Annotated in this window: 23 protein-coding genes and 2 tRNA genes; 19 read left to right on the top strand and 6 right to left on the bottom strand. The window is 68.8% G+C overall.

Going from position 1 to position 19,472, the window contains the following annotated elements; all coding sequences use genetic code 11:
• Positions 1 to 15 precede the first annotated feature (15 nt).
• From AC0VYB_RS13120 to AC0VYB_RS13135, 4 genes are all read left to right on the top strand, one after another.
• Complete coding sequence (locus AC0VYB_RS13120) at positions 16 to 1,572, top strand: hypothetical protein (RefSeq protein WP_475384740.1); 1,557 nt, start codon at positions 16 to 18, stop codon at positions 1,570 to 1,572.
• A 174-nt stretch (positions 1,573 to 1,746) separates the two neighbouring features.
• On the top strand, positions 1,747 to 2,034 hold the full coding sequence (locus tag AC0VYB_RS13125; RefSeq protein WP_009379411.1) for a DUF3618 domain-containing protein: 288 nt from the start codon (positions 1,747 to 1,749) through the stop codon (positions 2,032 to 2,034).
• Entirely contained in the window at positions 2,027 to 2,347 is a 321-nt protein-coding gene (locus tag AC0VYB_RS13130; protein WP_009379413.1) for a GroES family chaperonin, read from the top strand. Before AC0VYB_RS13125 ends, AC0VYB_RS13130 begins: the two co-directional genes overlap by 8 nt.
• 102 nt (positions 2,348 to 2,449) lie before the next feature.
• Positions 2,450 to 2,525, top strand: a tRNA-Lys gene (locus tag AC0VYB_RS13135).
• A gap of 77 nt (positions 2,526 to 2,602) precedes the next feature.
• Here AC0VYB_RS13135 and AC0VYB_RS13140 read toward each other — a convergent pair.
• Positions 2,603 to 3,241 carry a GntR family transcriptional regulator gene (locus tag AC0VYB_RS13140; protein WP_201672007.1) on the bottom strand — a complete coding sequence of 213 codons (639 nt, stop codon included), beginning with the start codon at positions 3,239 to 3,241 and terminating at the stop codon, positions 2,603 to 2,605.
• A 269-nt stretch (positions 3,242 to 3,510) separates the two neighbouring features.
• Between AC0VYB_RS13140 and AC0VYB_RS13145 the strand changes: the two genes are divergently transcribed.
• The 7 genes from AC0VYB_RS13145 to AC0VYB_RS13175 all read left to right on the top strand — a co-directional run bounded on the left by AC0VYB_RS13145 (position 3,511) and on the right by AC0VYB_RS13175 (position 10,505).
• A complete protein-coding gene (locus AC0VYB_RS13145; RefSeq protein WP_201672006.1) occupies positions 3,511 to 4,785 on the top strand; it encodes an NRAMP family divalent metal transporter in 1,275 nt (424 codons plus the stop codon).
• A 2-nt stretch (positions 4,786 to 4,787) separates the two neighbouring features.
• Positions 4,788 to 5,576 (top strand): LamB/YcsF family protein, encoded by a 789-nt coding sequence (locus AC0VYB_RS13150; protein ID WP_095376002.1) that lies wholly within the window; start codon positions 4,788 to 4,790, stop codon positions 5,574 to 5,576.
• Positions 5,573 to 6,343 carry a putative hydro-lyase gene (locus AC0VYB_RS13155; RefSeq protein WP_095376003.1) on the top strand — a complete coding sequence of 257 codons (771 nt, stop codon included), beginning with the start codon at positions 5,573 to 5,575 and terminating at the stop codon, positions 6,341 to 6,343. The genes AC0VYB_RS13150 and AC0VYB_RS13155 overlap by 4 nt, the downstream gene beginning before the upstream one ends.
• Positions 6,340 to 8,025, top strand: coding sequence for a 5-oxoprolinase subunit B/C family protein (locus tag AC0VYB_RS13160; RefSeq protein WP_475384741.1), 1,686 nt, complete (start codon positions 6,340 to 6,342; stop codon positions 8,023 to 8,025). Before AC0VYB_RS13155 ends, AC0VYB_RS13160 begins: the two co-directional genes overlap by 4 nt.
• Before the next feature lie 3 nt (positions 8,026 to 8,028).
• Complete coding sequence (locus tag AC0VYB_RS13165) at positions 8,029 to 9,780, top strand: acetyl/propionyl/methylcrotonyl-CoA carboxylase subunit alpha (RefSeq protein WP_095376005.1); 1,752 nt, start codon at positions 8,029 to 8,031, stop codon at positions 9,778 to 9,780.
• A gap of 92 nt (positions 9,781 to 9,872) precedes the next feature.
• Complete coding sequence (bcp, locus tag AC0VYB_RS13170) at positions 9,873 to 10,346, top strand: thioredoxin-dependent thiol peroxidase (protein ID WP_009379426.1); 474 nt, start codon at positions 9,873 to 9,875, stop codon at positions 10,344 to 10,346.
• Between the two features lie 77 nt (positions 10,347 to 10,423).
• Positions 10,424 to 10,505, top strand: a tRNA-Leu gene (locus AC0VYB_RS13175).
• A 46-nt stretch (positions 10,506 to 10,551) separates the two neighbouring features.
• On the opposite strand, the gene AC0VYB_RS13180 is transcribed toward AC0VYB_RS13175, so the two are convergent.
• A complete protein-coding gene (locus AC0VYB_RS13180; protein ID WP_144589020.1) occupies positions 10,552 to 11,250 on the bottom strand; it encodes a helix-turn-helix transcriptional regulator in 699 nt (232 codons plus the stop codon).
• Between the two features lie 49 nt (positions 11,251 to 11,299).
• Here AC0VYB_RS13180 and AC0VYB_RS13185 point away from each other — a divergent pair, with 49 nt between their 5' ends.
• The gene (locus tag AC0VYB_RS13185; protein ID WP_259820186.1) at positions 11,300 to 12,010 is read left to right on the top strand and encodes an alpha/beta fold hydrolase; all 711 of its coding nucleotides are present in this window, start codon (positions 11,300 to 11,302) and stop codon (positions 12,008 to 12,010) included.
• 341 nt (positions 12,011 to 12,351) lie between these two features.
• On the opposite strand, the gene AC0VYB_RS13190 is transcribed toward AC0VYB_RS13185, so the two are convergent.
• Positions 12,352 to 12,732: a hypothetical protein gene (locus tag AC0VYB_RS13190; protein WP_141236345.1), complete on the bottom strand. Its 381-nt coding sequence runs from the start codon at positions 12,730 to 12,732 to the stop codon at positions 12,352 to 12,354.
• A gap of 191 nt (positions 12,733 to 12,923) precedes the next feature.
• On the opposite strand from AC0VYB_RS13190, the gene AC0VYB_RS13195 reads away from it, so the two are divergent.
• From AC0VYB_RS13195 to AC0VYB_RS13210, 4 genes are all read left to right on the top strand, one after another.
• Complete coding sequence (locus AC0VYB_RS13195; RefSeq protein WP_260984429.1) at positions 12,924 to 13,259, top strand: ArsR/SmtB family transcription factor; 336 nt, start codon at positions 12,924 to 12,926, stop codon at positions 13,257 to 13,259.
• Positions 13,252 to 13,695, top strand: a complete 444-nt coding sequence (locus tag AC0VYB_RS13200; RefSeq protein ID WP_095376010.1) for an SRPBCC family protein — start codon at positions 13,252 to 13,254, stop codon at positions 13,693 to 13,695. The genes AC0VYB_RS13195 and AC0VYB_RS13200 overlap by 8 nt, the downstream gene beginning before the upstream one ends.
• A 65-nt stretch (positions 13,696 to 13,760) precedes the next feature.
• A complete protein-coding gene (locus tag AC0VYB_RS13205) occupies positions 13,761 to 14,120 on the top strand; it encodes a nuclear transport factor 2 family protein (RefSeq protein WP_063249132.1) in 360 nt (119 codons plus the stop codon).
• Between the two features lie 37 nt (positions 14,121 to 14,157).
• Complete coding sequence (locus AC0VYB_RS13210) at positions 14,158 to 14,505, top strand: TfoX/Sxy family protein (RefSeq protein ID WP_095376011.1); 348 nt, start codon at positions 14,158 to 14,160, stop codon at positions 14,503 to 14,505.
• On the opposite strand, the gene AC0VYB_RS13215 is transcribed toward AC0VYB_RS13210, so the two are convergent.
• Together AC0VYB_RS13215 and AC0VYB_RS13220 are read right to left on the bottom strand one after the other, a co-directional pair.
• Entirely contained in the window at positions 14,486 to 15,475 is a 990-nt protein-coding gene (locus AC0VYB_RS13215) for an SRPBCC family protein (RefSeq protein ID WP_475384742.1), read from the bottom strand. The genes AC0VYB_RS13210 and AC0VYB_RS13215 overlap by 20 nt on opposite strands.
• The gene (locus AC0VYB_RS13220; protein WP_009379447.1) at positions 15,472 to 15,717 is read right to left on the bottom strand and encodes a hypothetical protein; all 246 of its coding nucleotides are present in this window, start codon (positions 15,715 to 15,717) and stop codon (positions 15,472 to 15,474) included. Before AC0VYB_RS13220 ends, AC0VYB_RS13215 begins: the two co-directional genes overlap by 4 nt.
• A 96-nt stretch (positions 15,718 to 15,813) precedes the next feature.
• Between AC0VYB_RS13220 and AC0VYB_RS13225 the strand changes: the two genes are divergently transcribed.
• Together AC0VYB_RS13225 and AC0VYB_RS13230 are read left to right on the top strand one after the other, a co-directional pair.
• Positions 15,814 to 16,278, top strand: a complete 465-nt coding sequence (locus AC0VYB_RS13225) for a GNAT family N-acetyltransferase (RefSeq protein WP_063249135.1) — start codon at positions 15,814 to 15,816, stop codon at positions 16,276 to 16,278.
• 111 nt (positions 16,279 to 16,389) lie between these two features.
• Complete coding sequence (locus AC0VYB_RS13230) at positions 16,390 to 17,094, top strand: hypothetical protein (RefSeq protein WP_009379454.1); 705 nt, start codon at positions 16,390 to 16,392, stop codon at positions 17,092 to 17,094.
• Positions 17,095 to 17,108: 14 nt separating this feature from the next.
• Here the strand turns inward: AC0VYB_RS13230 and AC0VYB_RS13235 are convergent, their stop codons facing one another.
• Positions 17,109 to 17,729, bottom strand: a complete 621-nt coding sequence (locus AC0VYB_RS13235) for a TetR/AcrR family transcriptional regulator (protein WP_040342135.1) — start codon at positions 17,727 to 17,729, stop codon at positions 17,109 to 17,111.
• Between the two features lie 94 nt (positions 17,730 to 17,823).
• Between AC0VYB_RS13235 and AC0VYB_RS13240 the strand changes: the two genes are divergently transcribed.
• Entirely contained in the window at positions 17,824 to 19,464 is a 1,641-nt protein-coding gene (locus tag AC0VYB_RS13240; protein WP_475384743.1) for an amidohydrolase, read from the top strand.
• Positions 19,465 to 19,472: the final 8 nt, after the last annotated feature.

The raw sequence follows: 19,472 nt of genomic DNA on the forward strand, positions 1-19,472 counted from the left end.
GACCGAAGGATCCCAGTGCCGATCACCACACGAGAGTTCAGCCGCACCGCGGCCGCTTTCGGCACTGCGCTTGCCCTCGCGGCCCTGCCCCTGACCGTCGGCTCCCCCGTCGCTGCCTCCCCCTCCCCCTCTCCGACCCCCACCGCCGAGGCGACCGCCGACTCGAGTGCGACCGCGGGGTCCGAGGCGAGCGCGGAGTCCGGGGCGAGCGCCGACTCCTCGAGCGACGGCACGGCCGACGCCGGCAGCGATCCCATCGCCGATGACGGCGACGCGAACACCGAGGGGTCGGACAACGCCGGCTCCGACGCCGACGGATTCAAGGGCGACGAAGCCTGCGAGAACCCCGAAGAGGCCACCGGCGACGAGCCCTGCGTGGCGGCGACCGTCCCCCTCATCGCGACCTGGGACGGGAAGGCCAAGACCCTCAAGCTTCCGACGACGAACTCCGATCCTAAGACGAACATGCCCGACAGCTGGGAGGGCCAGACGTTCTCCGGACCGCGGCAGTTCCGCGTCCCCACCCAGGAGTCCCCAGAGCAGGAGTCCGCCGAGTCGGGAACCTCGGACGCAGAGACCGATTCCTCGGACACCGCTGCCGGTTCAGGGTCAGATTCGACGGGCGATTCCTCCGGAACCGAGAGCCCGGCTGATGCCGACTCGACCGGGGAGACCGACGACAGCGGCAACCCCATCGACGTGCGGGCCCCGGCGGTCCCGACGGAGTTCTCCCTCAACTCGGAGGGCTACGTCACCCTGCCCGACTCTCCTGATGCCTACACCTTCAGCGGTTTCACCTCGAACCCGAACTGGAAGTTCCAGGTTGAGAACGGCATGATCGTCGTCCGGGGCACCCCGTACACGGATTCCGGCGACTCGGCAGATGCGGGTTCGAACGGCTCGGCGAGCGGCGGGTCCGGATCCGACGGCGGAGGTTCGTCCACCTCGGCGGATGCCAACGCCCCAAGCGATTCCGAGGGCGGATCGTCGGGATCGGGATCCGGATCGGGCGCCTCGGCGGACTCCGGATCGCGAGCCGACGGCTCGGGCGGATCGTCGAGCCGCGCGAATGCCGACGCCTCCTCCGAAGGCGCCTCGAACCCGACGGGCAACGGCGACGACAGCGGGGGGTCGACACGTGCCGGCTCCGACACCGACGGCTCCGGCACCCAGGGCTCGGACTCCGCGGACGGCGAGTCCGAGGACGGACGCACGACGGAGGCTCCCTCGACGGGCAACGGGTCCGGCCCCGGGCGCGACGTCATCCCGGGCGACACCGGTGCCGACTGGCTGCCGGGCGCGACCGGCGAGGGCCCGCACCCCGACTACTCGGACCCTGTCCCGCGCAACCCCGACTCCCCCACCCCCGATGACGACACCGACCTCATCACCGGTGGCGATCAGCCGGCACCGCGCGGCAACAACCAGGCCTCGTCGTCGTTCGGCGAGTCGTTCGTCTTGACGATCGTGAGCTCGTGGCCGGTTCTCGTCCTCGCCGCCTTCGGCATGGGGGCCGTCGGCTTCATCCTCTTCCTCGTCGGCCGGCGCAGTCGGCGCGACGAGACGGCCTGACCCTCCCACCGCCTCAGCGGGGGCGGCGAACTTCGAGGTCGGGCACGCAGCTCGCGGGGAATCCGGGGGGCGTCGAACTGACACTGCGAGAACTCAGCGGCTAAGCTTGGCGGCAGGGCCTGTGACTGCCGGTCACAGGCGGACATGCACGTGCGATCCGGAGGATGCGACCCGATGACAGACAACGTCTACACCTCAGATGTGACCGTCGACAATGCGACAGCCGCGCAGCTGTCGGAGTCGATCCGCCTGCGCGAGGAGCGCCTCTCGGAGAACATCGACGAACTGGTGGGACGCCTCCACCCCAAGGTCCTCCTCACCCGCGCCGTCAACAAGGCGAAGTCGACCGTCATCGAAGAGGACGGGTCCCCGAAGCCCGAGGCCATCGCCCTCGGCGCCGGCACCGTGCTCGGCATCGCCGCCCTCGTCGTCGGGTTCTCCGGTCGAGACCGGCGTGGCTGACTCCGCTCTTCCGATCCGAATGCTCCATGACCGGATCCTCATCGACCCCGGTGAGGAGGCCGGCGAACGCAAGTCCGCGGCGGGGATCGTCATCCCCGCGACCGCGACGATGGGCAAGCGCCTCGTCTGGGGCGAGGTCGTCGCCGCTGGTCCGCATGTGCGGCAGGCCGACCTCGGCGACACCGTCCTCTACGATCCCGAGGACCGCGCCGAGGTGGAGCTCGAGGGGCAGGCGTATGTGCTCCTGCGGGAGCGCGACGTCCACGCGATCTCCGAACCCGCCGAGCAGTCGAGCGCGGGAATGTACCTCTGACCTGCGATCTCAGTCACAAAACCGCATAATGGCCCGTCTCGGTTTGCACGAGCGCCGCGCCCCTGAGTAGTATTAATTCTCGTTGCGCGGCACGTGCGACAGGCGCCTCTAGCTCAATTGGCAGAGCAACTGACTCTTAATCAGTGGGTTCCGGGTTCAAGTCCCGGGGGGCGCACCAGCCAAGAACCGCCGTTCGGATCATCCGGACGGCGGTTCTTTCGCATTCACAGTCGTCTGCGGACGCAGGTGCGGGCCTCACCCCTGGCCGGCGCGGGCGTAGGCGCCGAGAACCTGCCGTTCGGAATCGCCGAGGTAGTTCCCGAGCAGCGTCGAGGCGGCCGCAGGGCCGTCGCCGAGGTAGGTCTCATAGACCTCCTCGTTGCGCTCGACGAAGGGCGCGTGGAGGAAATCGAGGAGTTCGACCTTGAGGAACGCGAGCCGCAGCTCGGCGAGGACATGACCGAAGGACCGCATGAGGCGGACGCTGTCGGAGAGCGCGACGACGCCGTTGTGGAACGCCATGTTCGCCGTGCCCACCTGGAGCCAGTCCCCCGCCTCGGCCGCGGCCTTCGCCTCCTCGATCGCCCGGAGCATGTCCGCGGCCCGCGGATGGTTGCGGGGCGCGTGGGCGAGCACGGTGCACTCGACGGTCCGGCGCACCCGGTAGATGTCGATGACATCGGCCGTGGACGGCGAGGCGACCGAGACGCCGCGGTTGGGAACATGGTCGACGAGCCCCTGCTCCCCGAGCACCCGGAACGCCTCGCGCAGCGTGTTCCGGGAGACGTCGAACTCCTTCGCCAGCGCCGCCTCGGACAGACGAGCGCCGGGACGGAGCTCACCGGCGATGAGGCGATCGGTGAGCCGATTGACCAGGGAGGATTCGTGATTCACATCTCCATCCTAGTGACCGCGCAGCGAAGCACGTTGGACGGGGCGACAATTCGCCCTGATGTGTCGACCGCCGCCGTTGACGATTCTGTGATCCACGTCTACTCTTGTTGAACAATCAGTGCTAGATTGTTTACCAATTCTTCGGATCGTGAGTGAACCACGACACAGCAGTCGACACTGCCCGCGCTCCAGGAGAGAGCACCGCCCACTGCACCAACTGCTGCACCGCACATCAACCGAACACACCGCGACACCTCATCGGAGAGCTCATGTCACACACGCCCGTCTCGCCCCCGCCCGACCAGGAGAGTCCGCTCGGCCGACAGCACGAGAAGATCAGCCGCAGCGCCATCGTCGGTGCCATCTTCCTCATGGCCACCTCGGCGATCGGACCCGGATTCATCACCCAGACGGCGACGTTCACCGCGCAGATGGGGGCGGCGTTCGCCTTCGCGATCCTCATCTCGATCCTCATCGACATCGCCATCCAGCTCAACATCTGGCGGATGATCACCTCCTCGGGCAAGCGCGCAGCCCAGCTCGCCTCGTCCGCGGTGCCCGGCTCCGGCATCCTCCTCTCGATCCTCATCGTGATCGGCGGCCTCGCCTTCAACATCGGCAACATCGCCGGCGGTGGTCTCGGCCTCAACGCCCTCCTCGGCATCGATCCGAAGCTCGGCGGCCTGCTCACCGGTGTCCTCGCGATCGGGATCTTCCTCTTCAAGCGCGCCGGCAAGGTCGTCGACACCGTCGTCCTCATCCTCGGCGTCGGCATGATCGTCCTCACCGTCATCGTCGCCGTCGTCTCCCAGCCGCCCGTCGGTGAGGCCCTGCGCCAGTCCTTCTTTCCCGACACGATCAACTTCGCGACGATCACGACGATCGTCGGCGGCACCGTCGGCGGCTACATCACCTACTCCGGCGCCCACCGCTACCTCGACTCCGGCAAGACCGGCCCGGAGAACGCACCGGCGGTCATGCGCTCGGCGCTCTCGGGCATCGTTGTCACCGGCATCATGCGCTACGTCCTCTTCCTCGCGATCTTCGGCGTCGTCGCCTCCGGCGTCGTCCTCGACCTCGAGAGCCAGGTCGCCAACCCCGCCGGTCAGGCCTTCGCCGCCGTCCTCGGCGACGCCGGCATCCGGATCTTCGGGGCGATCTTCTGGGCAGCGGCACTGAGCTCGGTCATCGGGGCGGCCTACACCTCGGCGACGTTCCTCTCCGCGTTCTCGAAGAAGCTCGCCGGCGGCTGGCCGCTGCAGCTGGCCACGGTCGCCTTCATCGTCGTCTCGCTCGTCGTCTACCTCATCGTCGGTACCGCACCGGCGACCCTGCTCGTCTTCGTCGGCGGGTTCAACGGCCTCATCCTGCCCATCGGCCTGACGATCTTCATGTACATCGGCTGGTTCCGCCCGAACCTCCTGCGCACCGACTCGTACCCGAAGTGGTTGCTCGTCCTCGGCACGGCGGCGACACTGGTGTCCTGGTACATGGCCGTCCAGTCGGTCGGCCCCATCTTCGCGATGATCGGAATCGGAGCCTGAGAATGACCACAACCCAGCACGCACCCACGATCGACCTCAACTCCGACCTCGGGGAGAACGTCCCCGACCGCATCGTCAGCGACGATGAGGCGATGCTCGGCGTCGTCACCAGCGCGAACGTCTCCTGCGGGTTCCACGCCGGCAGTCCTGAGGGGATTCGGGCCACCCTCGCCGAGGCGACCGACCGGGGCGTCGTCATCGGCGCCCACCCCGGCTACGACGACTACGAGGGCTTCGGTCGCCGCGCCCTCGACGTGCCCGCGGCGACCCTGCAGGCCCAGGTCGAGTACCAGATCGGTGCGCTCATCGGCCTGGCCACCGCGGTCGGCAGCACGGTCGCCTACGTCAAACCCCACGGGGGTCTCTACAACGCGATCGTCCACGACGAAGCGCAGGCGAGGATCGTCGCCGAGGCGGTCAAAGCCGTCGACCCGAACCTGACCTTCCTCGGCCTCGCCGGCAGCGTGTCCAACCGGGTCGCCGCCGAGGTGGGACTGACCGTCGCCGCCGAAGCCTTCGCCGACCGCGCCTACAACCCCGACGGCTCGCTCGTCTCCCGCACCGAAGCTGGCGCTGTCCTCGACGACCCGGCGCTCGTTGCAGCCCGGGTCCTCCGCCTCGTCGAGACCGGGCAGATCGAGGCGATCGACGGCAGTGTCATCACCGTCGACGCCCAATCGATCTGCTTCCACGGGGATTCGAAGGGCTCGATCGAGATGGCGCAGGCCTCCCGCGCCGTCCTCGAGGAGGCCGGCGTCGTCATCGCTCCGTTCGCCGGTGCGCGGTCGTGACCGGCGCCGCCGCCCGCGAGCGCATCCGTCACGGCTTCACCGGCCCTACCTCGGGGATGGCGCCGGGATTCGTCCAGGCCAATCTCATCGCCGTCCCCGCCGACTGGGCCTTCGACGTCCTCCTCTTCGCCCAGCGCAACCCGAAGCCGTGCCCGATCGTCGACGTCCTCGAACCGGGACAGGTCGAATCGGCGCTCGCGAAGGGCAGCGACCTACGCACGGACCTCCCCCGCTACCGGGTGTGGGAGCACGGTGAGCTCACCGGGGAGATCGACGACGCCACCGAGATCTGGGCCGAGCACCCCGACCTCGTGTCCTTCCTCATCGGGTGCAGCTTCACGTTCGAGACCGGACTCCTCGACGCGGGCATCCCCATCCGCCACCAGGACGCCGGGCGCAACGTCCCGATGTACCGGACGTCGACCCGATGCCGACCGGCCGGCCGGATCGCCGGCGACATGGTCGTCTCAATGCGCCCGATCCCCGCCCATCAGGTCGCCGAGGCGGTGCGCATCACCGACCGCTTCCCCGCCGTCCACGGCGCTCCCGTCCACATCGGCGACCCCGCGGCGATCGGCATCACCGACCTCGACTCCCCCGACTTCGGCGATGCCCCGGTCATGGCCGAAGGCGACATCCCCGTCTTCTGGGCGTGCGGAGTCACCCCGCAGGTCGCCATTGCCGAATCGGCGCCGCCCTTCGCCCTCACCCACTCCCCCGGGCGGATGTTCATCACCGACGCCCCCGAAAGCGACTACCGCCAGTGACCGAATTCCACACGGCCTCCCGGCAGCACCTCCTCGTCGAGTGCGCCGACCTCACCGCGACCATGCGCCTCCACCACAGCCTCGAGACCGCGGGGCTGCCCGGCGTCGTCGAACTCGTGCCGGCCGCCCGCACCGTGCTCGTCCGCTTCGACCCGGGACGCACCTCGGCGCGGGAGCTCAAGGAGACCATCCGCGGTCTCGACCTCAGCTCTGGAGGCGAGGACGATGCCCGCACCGTGACCATCGACGTCCGCTACGACGGGGAGGACCTCGCCGAGGTGGCCGACCTCCTCGACGTCTCCCCCGCCGAGGTGGTCGCCCGCCACCAGCGGGCCCGCTGGCAGGTCGCGTTCTCCGGGTTCGCCCCCGGCTTCGGATATCTCGCCGGCGACGAGCCGCTCTTCGACGTGCCCCGCCGCTCAAACCCCCGCACCCGGGTCCCCGTCGGCTCCGTCGGTCTCGCCGGGGAGTTCACCGGGGTCTACCCACGCAGCTCCCCCGGAGGATGGCAGCTTATCGGCCGCACCGACGCGCGGCTGTGGGACCTCGACCGGGACCCGCCTGCGCTCTTCGTCCCCGGCACCCTCGTGACCTTCCGCGAGGCCGAACGGGAGAGCGTGCGCATCGGGGGCGCGGACACCGAACGAGACACCGAACCGACCGCGGACTCGACGGAGACTGTCTCCGACTCCGACTCCGGCTCAGCCTCGGCGCCCCATGCGCTCACCGTCGTCCAACCAGGACTCCAGCTCCTCGTCGAGGACCTCGGGCGGCCCGGGTTCGCCTCGATGGGCGTCTCGAGCGCGGGAGCCGCTGACCGGGCGGCCCTGCGGGAGGCCAACCGCCTTGTCGGCAACGCCGAGGACACCGCAGCCCTCGAGAGCCTCGGCGGAACCGTCCTCGACATCACCGGCGACGGTGTCGCCGCGGTCACCGGGGCCGAGGGGCCGATCACGCTCACCGGCGCGAACGGGGTCGTCCACCGGCCCGAAGTCGGGGAGGCGTTCTCCCTCGTCGACGGCGACCGCCTCGAGATCGGGGCGAGCGAGCGTGGGCTGCGCCGGTACCTCAGCGTCCGCGGCGGATTGGCAGTGCCCACCGCGCTCGGCAGTGCGTCGAGTGACACCCTCGGGCACCTCGGACCCGCAGCGCTCACGGCCGGGCGCACGATCGGACTCCACGGGCCCGCCAACGCACCGTTCCTCGTCGATCCCGGCCCCCGCCTCGGCGAGGGTAGGCACCTGCCGACACCGGGTGAGGTCGTCGAACTCACGGTCACCCTGGGACCGCGCGATGACTGGTTCACCCCCGCGGGGGTCGCCACCCTCTTCGACCAGGAGTGGACGGTCACCCACGAATCCGACCGGGTCGGCCTGCGGCTGAGCGGGGACGTTCCGCTCGAGCGGGCACGAACCGGGGAGTTGCCGAGCGAGGGCGCGGTCACCGGTGCCCTGCAAGTGCCGCCGAACGGTCAGCCCGTGCTCTTCGGCCCCGACCATCCGCTCACCGGCGGCTACCCGATCATCGGCAGCGTCGACGACACCGACCTCGCAGCCCAGCTCGCCCCGGGGGTCCGGATCCGCTTCCGGCGTTCGGATTCGGGTCCTGCCGCCACTGCCGCCACTGCCGCCACCGTCGGCACTGCCGCCACCGTCGACTCCACCACCACCGACGAAAGCTGAACCATGTCGAGAATCCTCATCGCCAACCGCGGCGAGATCGCCGTGCGCGTCATCCGCGCCTGCGCCCAGAACGGGCACACCTCCATCGCCGTCTACGCCGATCAGGACGCCAACGCCCTGCACGCGCAGCTCGCCGATGTCGCGATCGCCCTGCCCGGGACGACCGCCGCCGAGACCTACCTCAGCATCGAGGCGATCATCGCAGCCGCCAGGCGGGCCGGCGCCGACGCCGTCCATCCCGGCTACGGGTTCCTCTCGGAGAACGCCGACTTCGCCGCCGCCGTCGAGGACGCCGGGATGATCTGGATCGGACCGACCCCGGACTCGATCACCGCGCTCGGGGACAAGGTCACCGCCCGGCAGCTCGCCCAGAAGGCCGGGGCACCGCTCGCGCCGGGAATCGACCGGCCGCTGCGCGACGCCGCCGAGGTCGAGGAGTTCGCCGCCGAGCACGGCCTGCCCATCATCATCAAGGCCGCCCACGGCGGGGGTGGTCGCGGGATGAAGATCGTCCGCGAGATCTCCGAGGTCGCCGGGGCCTTCGAATCGGCGACCCGGGAGGCCATCGAGGCGTTCGGTCGTCCCGAATGCTTCGTCGAGAAGTTCCTCGAACACCCCCGCCACGTCGAGGTCCAGGTCGTCGGCGACGGAAGGGGCACCGTCGTCGCCGTCGGCGACCGGGACTGCTCGGCCCAGCGGCGCAACCAGAAGCTCGTCGAGGAGGCGCCTGCCCCGAACCTCTCGGAGGAGCAGCGCGAACGCCTCCAGCGTTCGGCCGAGGCGATCTGCGCCGAGGTCGACTACCGGGGCGCCGGCACCGTCGAGTTCCTCCTCGCCGCCGACGGGACGATGACGTTCCTCGAGGTCAACACCCGACTCCAGGTCGAACACCCCGTCACCGAAGCGGTCACCGGAGTCGACCTCGTCACCGAGCAGTTCCGCATCGCCTTCGGCGAGGGGCTCTCCCTGTCGGCGACCCCCGAGGTCCGCGGGCACGCGATCGAACTGCGGATCAACGCCGAGGATCCCGGTCGCGGGTTCCTCCCCACGCCCGGGCGCATCGAGACCCTCACCGTCCCAGGCGGGCCCGGGGTGCGCTGGGACTCCGGTGTCCGTGCCGGTGACACCGTCCAACCGGCCTTCGACTCCCTCTTCGCGAAGCTCATCGTCCACGGACCCGACCGGGCCACGACGATCGCGCGGATGATCACCGCGGCCACCGAGCTCGACGTCGTCGGTCCGGCCACCGTGCTGCCATGCTCGCTCGCGATCCTCCGCCACCCGGCCTTCGCCGGGGAGCGCCTCGGCATCGACACGCAGTGGATCGAATCCCAGCTGCTGCCCGACTTCGCCCCGCAGGAGAGGCCCGCGCCCGTATCGGGCGATGGGATCACCCGCGTCGACATCGAGATCGACGGGAAGCTCACGACACTCGGCCTGCCCGACGCGCTGCTCACAGCGCTCGGATCGGTCGGCGGGACCGCCTCGGCGGGGACCGGAGACGACGGGGACCGCGCCGAGGGATCAGGCGCCTCGGACGACGGATCGACTGCGGTGACCGCGCCTGTGCCCGGCAGCCTCGTCGACTTCCTCGTCGATGACGGCGCCGAGGTGGCCGAAGGCGACGAGGTCGCCGTGCTCTCGGCGATGAAGATGGAGACCCGGGTGCAGGCGGGAGCCGCGGGCACGCTCACCCATGTCGCGTCGGTCGGCGACGTCGTCGCCGTCGGGGAGGCCATCGCCCGGATCCGGTGAGGTCGGATGGGCCGAGTCCGTCCCGGCGGGTGCCGAGTCCGTCCCGGCCGATAGAGTGGACGGAAACGTCAGCATCACGAAGAGGAGACCTCATGCCACGTCTGTCAGTCGGCGACACCGCCCCGGACTTCACGCTCGTCGATCAGGACGGGAAGTCCGTGAGCCTCAGCGACTTCCGCGGGAAGCGGGTCGTCGTCTACTTCTACCCGGCGGCGATGACACCGGGCTGCACGACGGAGGCGTGTGACTTCCGCGATTCGCTCTCCGCGCTGACGAGCGCCGGTCTCGTCGTCCTCGGCGTCTCCCCCGATTCGCCCGAGAAGCTCAAGAAGTTCGAGGAGAAGGAAGGACTCACCTTCGAGCTGCTCTCCGATCCGGACAAGGCGATGATGGACGAGTGGGGCGCGTTCGGCGAGAAGAAGAACTACGGCAAGGTCGTCCAGGGCGTCATCCGCTCGACCGTCGTCGTCGACGCCGAAGGCAAGGTCGAACTCGCCCAGTACAACGTCAAGGCCACCGGTCACGTCGCCCGTCTGCGCAAGGCGCTCGGCATCGACGCCGCCTGATCACGCGTTCCGTCGCCTGCCCGCGTGCTTGGGCTTTCCGCCGCTCGCCCGCGTCCTGCTAGGCTTGATGCGGCCACGCGCGAGTGGCGGAATTGGTAGACGCGCTGGATTTAGGTTCCAGTGTCTTCGGACGTAGGGGTTCAAGTCCCCTCTCGCGTACGCAGTCTGTGCCGCGACACCGATCGGTGTCGCGGCACGGTGTCGTTCAGGCCCCGCCTGTGACCGCCCGTGCCGTCGTCGGCGGGGCACCGACCGAGGCGACGGGGATGTCGGCCGCCGGCTCCGCCGTAAGGTGGGCGGTGAGCATCCGGTCGAGGACGAACCAGCGGATGGCCTCCCGGTCACGACTGTGGGCGACGAGGAACCACCGACTCTGCGTGTGTGCGAGGAAGATCGGATCGACCCGATGCGCCGACTCGCGCCCGTTCCGATCGCGGTAGCGCAGAGACAGCACTCTCCGTTCCTCGAGCGACCGTTCGACGGCCCTCCTCACCTGCGGTGATCCCGGATCGTCGGCATGATCGATCCAGATCCGCGCGCCGAGGCGGTCCGACCGCTCCCGTGTGCGTGCGTCCATCACCGTCTGGACCTTCGCCAGCGCCGCCCGAGCGTCGCCGTCGAAGGGCTGACCACGATGGGCGGCGACGGCCGCGGCGAGCCCCGAGGCCTCAGCCTCGGTGAAGTTGACCGGCGGCAGGGTCGCCGCCGCGTCGACGGCGTACCCGCCGCCCGGGCCCGGCTGCGCCCAGACCGGGAAACCGCCCTGCTGCAGGCTCGAGATGTCGCGTTTGATCGTGCGCACGCTCACCTCGAAGATCTCCGACAGCCGCTCCGCCGTCCGACCCGCCGAACCGGCCCGGCGCAGCTCCTCGCGCAGGGCGTAGAGACGATCGATGCGATTCATGGATAAATGGTGACATACCAGTGACATCGGAGTCGGTCATGATGGTTCCATGAATACGCACTCGCAGTCACTTCTCCTCCTCTCCGGCGCCGGACTCCCCTCCTGGATCTGGGATCAGGCCCGCGACCACCTCGGCGAGGAGATGACCTCCGTCGTCGCCCCACGCCCCACCTCGGAATCCGCGCGTCTGCGCGACTACGCCGAGGCGGCTATCGCCGCGATGCCGACCGAGCAGGTCGTCCTCGTCGGCCATTCGGCCGGCGGCGTCGTCGCCTCGGAGATCGCCCGCCTCGCTCCCGAGCGGGTCACAGGCGTCCTCGCGGTGAGCGCGATCGTGCCGCCGGCCGGCGGGTCGTTCGTCTCCGCGATGCCCGCACCCAACCGGTGGGTGCTCAGCGCGGCGATGAGGTTCGCCGGAACCAAGCCGCCCGAGTCGGCGATCCGGAAGAACCTGGCCAGCGGCCTCGACGGTGAGATCGTCGACCGTCTCATCGGCGACTTCACCCCCGAACCGCAGGCCTACTATCGCGACCACCTCAGCGACGGCACGTGGAGCGCTCCCCGCGGATACGTGATGTCGACGGCTGACAAGGAGCTGCCGCCGGCGCTGCAGAAGCGCTTCGCGGCGAACCTCGGCGGCGACTGGACACAGGAGCTGACCACCGGGCACCTCCCCATGCTCGAGGACCCTGCCGGACTCGCCTCCGCCATCACCGCCTTCGTCGACGAGCTGCCGCGTAAGACGACCGGCCCCGAGTGATTCGTCAGCAGCGCAACATCGCCCTCACCCTTCGCAGAACGCGGACGGATTGTTCTTCCACTTGTCGCCGCGCTGCTTTCAGGTCCTTGCCATTTCGCCGGATCCAGTCGCTCTTGGCCGCTGCGGTTTTCACAACCCCGCACTTCAATGGTGTGCAGGACGTCGACACGGACCTGGTCCAGGCACATGTGAATGTGGTCGGCGGTGAGGACGGCAACGACCATGTTCGCAGCACGCGGCCTGACCCGGGAGGGTTACTGTGAACTGTAAGTGGAGAACCAAGTACGGCTGGTCTCCCACGCAAACAGCCCTCGGGGCTGGTCGTTCTACACGAGATGACGCTAATTGCGTCGTTTCGACGGGAAATTCTCCATGTCGATCACGATCGGTTCGTAATCATCAATGCGATGCTCGACCTCATCGCTGGAGGACGTGTCCCAGTCTTCGTGATGATCCTCGAGGATTCGGTTTGCGATCAGCGCGAGCGCTGCATGCTGTCGTCCACGGCTGTTTCCCATCGCGACGACCGCGTCAGAACTATTCGCCTCGACTTCGTCTGCAAGTCCACGAACGTCGATACTGAAACTGACAATTGAGCCTTCGTTGTCACGCATTGGGAATGTCATTTCGGTGCCATGAACTTCAAGGTCGCCTACCGCACCTACCATGTCAGCCAGCCGCCCGGCGAGAACGTAGTCAAGGTCGTGGATCTTCTCAGTCATCAGCACTTCTTTGCAGGGAATGATGTAATCACGTTCTTCCCTCCGTACGAGACTGGCACATTGGTCGTGAACGTGTCGTAGGTCTTGCCGTTGTACTTCAACTCTACAGGCGCACAGTCCTAATTCACTCATCTCTATGAGTACAAACACTCATTTGTGTTATAGTGCGGGTACACAGCACAGTCCGAACGATGGGGATCGCGATGAACGCTGAGGCCGCACCAGACCTCGATCGGGCGCTGCGCGCGCTCGCCGACGGGAACCGTCGGGCCATCCTCGCAGCGATCCGCACCTCCCCGAAACCGGTGGGGACGATCGCCGAGGAGCTCGGCCTCTCCCAGCAGACGACGTCGCACCACCTCGGCGTGCTGCGGAAGGCGGGACTGACCGTCGGCACCCGGGAGGGCACGCGGCACCTCTTCGCGGTGAGCACCGACGGGCTCGCAGCAGTGAGGTCGTACCTCGATGACTTCTGGCCCACCAAGCTCTCCGCCCTCAAGGCAGCCGTGGAGAGTGATCATGGCTGAGTTCACCGATTCCATCGACATCGCCGCCCCACCCGAGGCCGTCTTCGCCTATCTCACGACGAACGAGGGGATGACGGCGTGGATGGGTGAGTTCGCCGACCTCGACCCTCGCCGAGGCGGTCGCTTCGCCGTCGACATCGCCGGCCATCCCGTCCGCGGTGAGTTCCTCGACGTCGATCCCCACAGCCGCGTCGTCGTCTCGTGGGGGTTCGCCGGCAGCGACGATCTGCCCGCCGGCGCGTCGACCGTCGAATTCCGGCTCACTCCGACCTCGGCGGGCACGCGCGTCGATCTCCGGCACTCGGACCTGCCCGAGGTCAGTGTGCCCGGCCATGCGGACGGCTGGTCGCACTTCCTCTCCCGCCTCGTCATCGCCGGGACCGGCGGCGACGCGGGACCCGACACGTGGGTGCCGCTGCCCGACCGCCCGCACTGACTCCGCCCGATCCGACGGAAGACCATTCACAGGAACTGGGAACACCGAGAGATGAGGAGAATCCCATGGCCGAGACCACCGCATACGACACCGTGAGGAAGTATCACGAGGCCTGGACGAACGGCCGCGTCGATGAGGCGATGGAGCACGTCGCCGAGGACATCGCGTGCCGCGCCCCCGGCATGGACATCGCCGGCAAGGACGCCTACCGGCAGTTCATCGGCGGCTTCGCCCCCATGCTCACCGGCATCGAGGAGGTCACCGACTTCTCCGACGGGGATCAGGTCGCCCTCTTCTACTACCCGCAGACCGCTGCGACGTCGACGACTCCGGCCGCTGAGCTCTTCACGGTCCGGGACGGTCTGATCACCGAGAGCCTGCTCATGTTCGACCGGCTCTCCTACGGTCCGCCGAACCCGTCATGATCGACGTCGACGCGTGCACACCAGTGAGGAGTGAGCGATGACTCCCGAACAAGGAGCCCTCGTCGACCGACTCCGTGCCCTGCTCGCCGACGAGCCGGCGGTGCGCGAGGTCGCGATGTTCGGCGGTCGGTCGTTCATGGTCAGCGAGAAGATCGCTGTCAGTGCACTCAAGTCCGGCAGCCTGCTCGTGCGCATCGACGCCGACCGTCACGACGAGCTCGTCGGCCGGCCGGGTGCTCGGCAGGCCGAGATGGGTGCCGGACGGACGATGGGTCCGGGGTGGATCGACGTCGCTGCCACGGCGATCGGCGGCGACGTCGGTCTGAGCATGTGGGTCGATGCGGCCCTCGAGCACAACCGGGCCGTCACCGGAACGCGCGGCTGATCCCGGCGCGCAGCTGCCCCAGCTGGATCCAGATGAGGAAGCGCTGAAGCGGCCGCAGGACCAGTCCGAGGAGGCGGCGGACGAGGCTGGTCGAGGTGCGCACCCACGCGTACTCGATGTGCAGCTGGGTGCCGCCGGCCGCCGGTTCCAGGGCGATCGACGTGCGTCGGGCGTTGGCCCGCGCAGCATCGGGGTAGGTGGCCCGCCATTCGATGAACCGCGGTTCATCGACCTTGACGACCTCCACTCGCTGGTTGATCACGTGGGGTTTGACGGTGATCGGCGTCCCGTCGCGCCGGGTCGAGTGCGTTCGAGCGGCCCACGACTGACCCGCCGAGGTGGCAGCGGCGCCATCCTCAACGGAGCCGATGGTCGGATCCCAGTCGGGCAGTCGCGAGGCGTCCGAGAGCAGACGCCACACGTCGTCGATCGGCGCGGGGACGAATGCCGCAGCCGTGCCCGACAGCGCATCCGCGCGCTGTCGGCCCCGGGTCCTGCCTGACAGCAGTTCCACCCTGTCGAGCTCGGCGAGCACAGCCTCAGACAACGTGCCCAAACGCTGGAGAATGGATTCGATCATGCCGCTCGGTTCGACGACGAGGTCGCGCAGCACCGCGGCCGCGTCACCTCGCTTGCCGGAGCTGTTCGCGGACTGGAGGATCTTCACCGCACGGTCACCCCACTCGTAGCCCTCGGTCTCGTGGAAGACGATGCGGCCGGGCCCGGGTGGTTCCATGCGGATTCCGAGTCCGGCGAGCTGTTCGGCATGCTGAGCGGCAACCGCCTCCCGGGCGTCGTCGATCGTGATGCCGAGACTGCGCAGCACCTGACCGGCGGTCTGCTCGCTGACGGTGAGCGCGAGGAACAGGTGGTCGATGTCGGCTTCACGCTGGCCGACGCGCGAGGCCTCCTCCGTCGCCAGGATCGACAGCGAGTACGACGTCGATGCGGAATCGGTGAACCTGCTCATCGGGCCCTCCTGGGGACGGGGATCGTCGGATCGATCCTCTTCGCGTACTTCTTGTGCACCGCCTGCCGGGAGACGCCGAGCGCGTCGGCGACGTCCTGCCAGCTCATCCCTGCTCGCAGTCCGGCTTCGACCTGGGCGAGTTCGAGGCGTTCGGTGAGTGCGCGCAACGATGAAACTGCCCGCAGCCCCGCCCGGGGGTCACTCGTGTCGGCCGCGACATCGGCGATCTGTGTCGATTCCATGTCTGTCAATTTACGTTGCTAACGCGCCGCCTGTCAACCATTGTTGCTTACCGGCGGTCGCTTCCCGCGGGCTCAGCGGACCTCTACAGTGGGCTCATGAGCTCAACCGCCGACCTCACCGTTCGCCCTGTGACCGCTTCCGACGAGTCCCGCTGGAAGGAGCTCTTCCGCGGCTACCGGGAGTTCTACAAGCTCCCCGAGTCCGAGGACGTCGTCGAGCGCGTCTGGGGATGGCTGATGGATCCGTCCCATGAGTGCGAAGGACTCGTCGCCGAGGCGGATGGGCGGATCGTCGCGATCGCCGACTACCGACGATTCTCCCGTCCATCGACGGGGACCGTCGGCCTCTGGCTCGACGACCTCTTCACCGACCCAGAAGCCCGCGGCACCGGGGCCGGTCGCGCGCTCATCGCCCGGCTGCAGGAGATCGCGGCCGAGGAGGGGCGTTCGGTCGTCCGGTGGATCACCGCCGACGACAACACGCAGGCACAGGCCCTCTACGACCAGGTCGCGACGAAGACGAACTGGCTCACCTACGACGCGGCACCGGTTGCCGAGTAGACCACTCGGAACTGCTCGCACACGACGGGCGACGCCGCCCGCGCTCCCGCCCAGAAATCGGCAAGCCTCGTGTCGTCCATGGACCGACCCTACCCCGGTAGTCTTGCTTCCATGCTCGTGTCAGACCTCGTGCGTCTCGTCGGCGCTGCGATCAGCCTCATCGGCCTCGGCCTCGTCATGGGCATCAGTCCGACGACGATCGCCGTGTCCTTCCGGGTCCTCACCGATGTTCCCCGCGCCAAGCGCGCGATGGGTTTCATGCTCCTCGGACTCATCCTCGGTGCCACGGTCATCCTCCTCGCCCTCCAGGTCATCGACCCACACACGCTCGAGACCCTCGTCAGTCGCGACATCGAGAAGGTCCTCGTCCGTCACAGCGTCGACCTCGCCGCCGGCGCCCTCTTCCTCACCGCCGGCATCATCATGGCCGTGCGGCTGCGCCGACCTCCGAAACCGAAGAGGCCGCACAGGAAGCCCACCGGCAAAGCCGGGGCGATGGTCCTCATCGGCATCTCGAACACCGTCATCAGCTTCAGCGACTTCGCGACGATGTACATGGTCGCCCGCATCGTCCGCGCCGTGAGCGAGGACATCATCATCCGCGGCATCGTCTACCTCGTCTTCATCGCCGCGATGATCGCCCCCTACGTGCTCCTCACCTGGGCATGGAACCGCTTCCCGAAGGTCTCTGCGAAACTCTCTGCGTTCTTCACCCGCATCGCGAACGCGAACCTCCGCCCCTGGGCGACCGCGCTCACGCTGCTCGCCGCCGTCATCTTCCTCGCGATGGGCATCTGGGGCGAACCGCGCCTATAGGACGCGAACGCCGCTCACGCCACTCGGGCTGCCAGTCGCACCCGCAACCCGTCGAGAAGGGCAGCGAGCCCGAGCTCGAACGACGGCTCCGCCCCGTACGAGTCGGCATTGTGAGCGGCGAGCGCCGCATGGACGGCAGGGAACTGCTCATCGGCGGCCTCCTGCGCGAGGAGGTCACCGGGGGCGACCATGTCGAGCGCCGACCCGAGCACATGCGCCTCAACCGTGCGGACGACCGCGATGACCTCGGACTCCGGCCAACCGCCTCGGCGCAGGCCCGCGACGACCGCGTCGTACATCGCATACGTCGACCGGTCCCGGATCGAGGTCGTCGCGAGCAGGCGGATGAGGTTGGGGTGGGCGGCGAAGACCCGCAGGTACGAACGCGCCCACACCTCGATTGCCTCGTCCCAGGCCAGACCCGACGACTCGGCGAAGGCGCTGACGTCGATGCCCGTGACGATCCGCGCGCGCATCGCCTCGATGAGGTCATCGCGCCCGCTGACGTGGTTGTAGAGCGAGGAGACCTGGCGGTCGACCCGATCGGCGAGGACGCGCATGGACAGCGCCTCGGCCCCCTCGACATCGACGAGATCGAGGGCGGCACTGACAAGCCGGTCCCGATTGAGTCGCATGATCACCACTTCCCCTGACTCCGTGAAGAGTGTATCGTGCTGAGGGTCACAAATACGAACACTGTTCGTACGCAATGGAGCGGAAGGGAGTCCTGTGACGACAACCCATTTCTCAGGCGGCACGATCTGGCGCGGTGCGAGCAGCGAGCCCAGTGACGCCCTCCTCATCAGTGACGGCATCGTCATCGCCGTCGGGGCGACCGACGTCGCGGCCCGCCTCGGCGAACTTCCCGCCGACACCGCAGTCGAACACGTCGACCTTGCCGGCGGGTTCCTCATGCCGTCCTTCGGCGACGGGCACGCGCACCCGATGTTCGGCGGGCTCGAGGCCGCAGGCCCCCAGGTCCGCAGATGCACCTCGGTGGATGAGATCGTCGCGGAGGTCCGACGCTGCGCCGAGGCGAACCCCGAGGCCGACTGGATCGTCGGCGCCTCGTACGACGGCAGCCTCGTCGAGGGCGGACTCTTCGACGCCCGCTGGCTCGACGAGGCGGTGGCCGACCGTCCGGTCGTCCTCCGCGCGTGGGACTACCACACGGTGTGGTGCAACTCCAGGGCGCTCGAGCTCGCCGGCATCACCGCCGACACCCCCGACCCCGTCCTCGGCGAGATCCCCCGCCTGCCCGACGGCTCCCCGCTCGGCATCCTCCGCGAATGGGGTGCCGTCGACCTCATCGACGCCGTCCGCCCACCCCAGTCCGAAGACGACCGCCTCCGCGCGCTCGACCGCGCTGCCCGCTACCTCCTCGACCGCGGGGTGACGTGGGTCCAGGACGCGTGGGTCGAACCCGCCGACGTCGACACCTACCTCACCGCCGCGAGGTCCGGCGACCTCGGCATCCGCGTCAACCTCGCCCTCTACGCCGACCCCCGGCACTTCGCCGAACAGCTGCCGGGCATGGTCGCCTCCCGTGCGCGAGTCCGCGCCGCCGGGTCTGACCTGCTCACCGCGGAGACCGTGAAGTTCTTCGCCGACGGCGTCGTCGAGAACGAGACCGGTGCCCTCCTCGAACCGTACTGCTCATCCCTGCACAACCACGGCATGCGCGTGTGGGAGGGTGACTCCCTCGCCGAGGCGGTCACCGCCGTCGACGCCGAGGGCTTCCAGATCCACATCCACGCGATCGGCGATGCCGCCGTCCGACAGGCCCTCGATGCGATCGAGACCGCGATCACCATCAACGGTCCCCGCGACCGCCGCCCCGTCATCGCGCACGCCCAGCTCGTCGACGCAGCCGACCTGCGCCGCTTCGCCGAGCTCGGGGTCATCGCGACCATGCAGCCGCTCTGGGCACAGCTCGATGCGCTCATGACCGTGCTCACGGTCCCCCGTCTCGGCGAGGATCGGGCCGATGAGCAGTACCGGATGCGCTCGATCCTCGACTCCGGAGCGAGACTCGCCTTCGGCTCCGACTGGCCGGTCTCCTCCGGAGCCCCGCTCGAGGGGCTTGCGATCGCCACGAGCAGGCGCACCGCCGACGGCGAACCGGCAGGCGGATGGACACCTGATGAGATCGTCGGCATCGGGCCCGCCCTCGACGCGTACTCTCAGTCCGTGGCCCATCAGGCCTTCGCCGACCGCGCGCCGACACCCTGGGGTGAGATCCGTCCCGGGGCGAGCGCCGACCTCGTCATCCTCGACGCCGACCCGCGCACGCTCACCGCCGCGGAACTCGCAGCCCTGCGCGTGGGCGCCACCTACCTGCGCGGCAGCCTCGCCGCCCCGACAGTCTGACCGGAAGG

This window comes from Brevibacterium sp. Z349TD_9, from assembly GCF_056173565.1.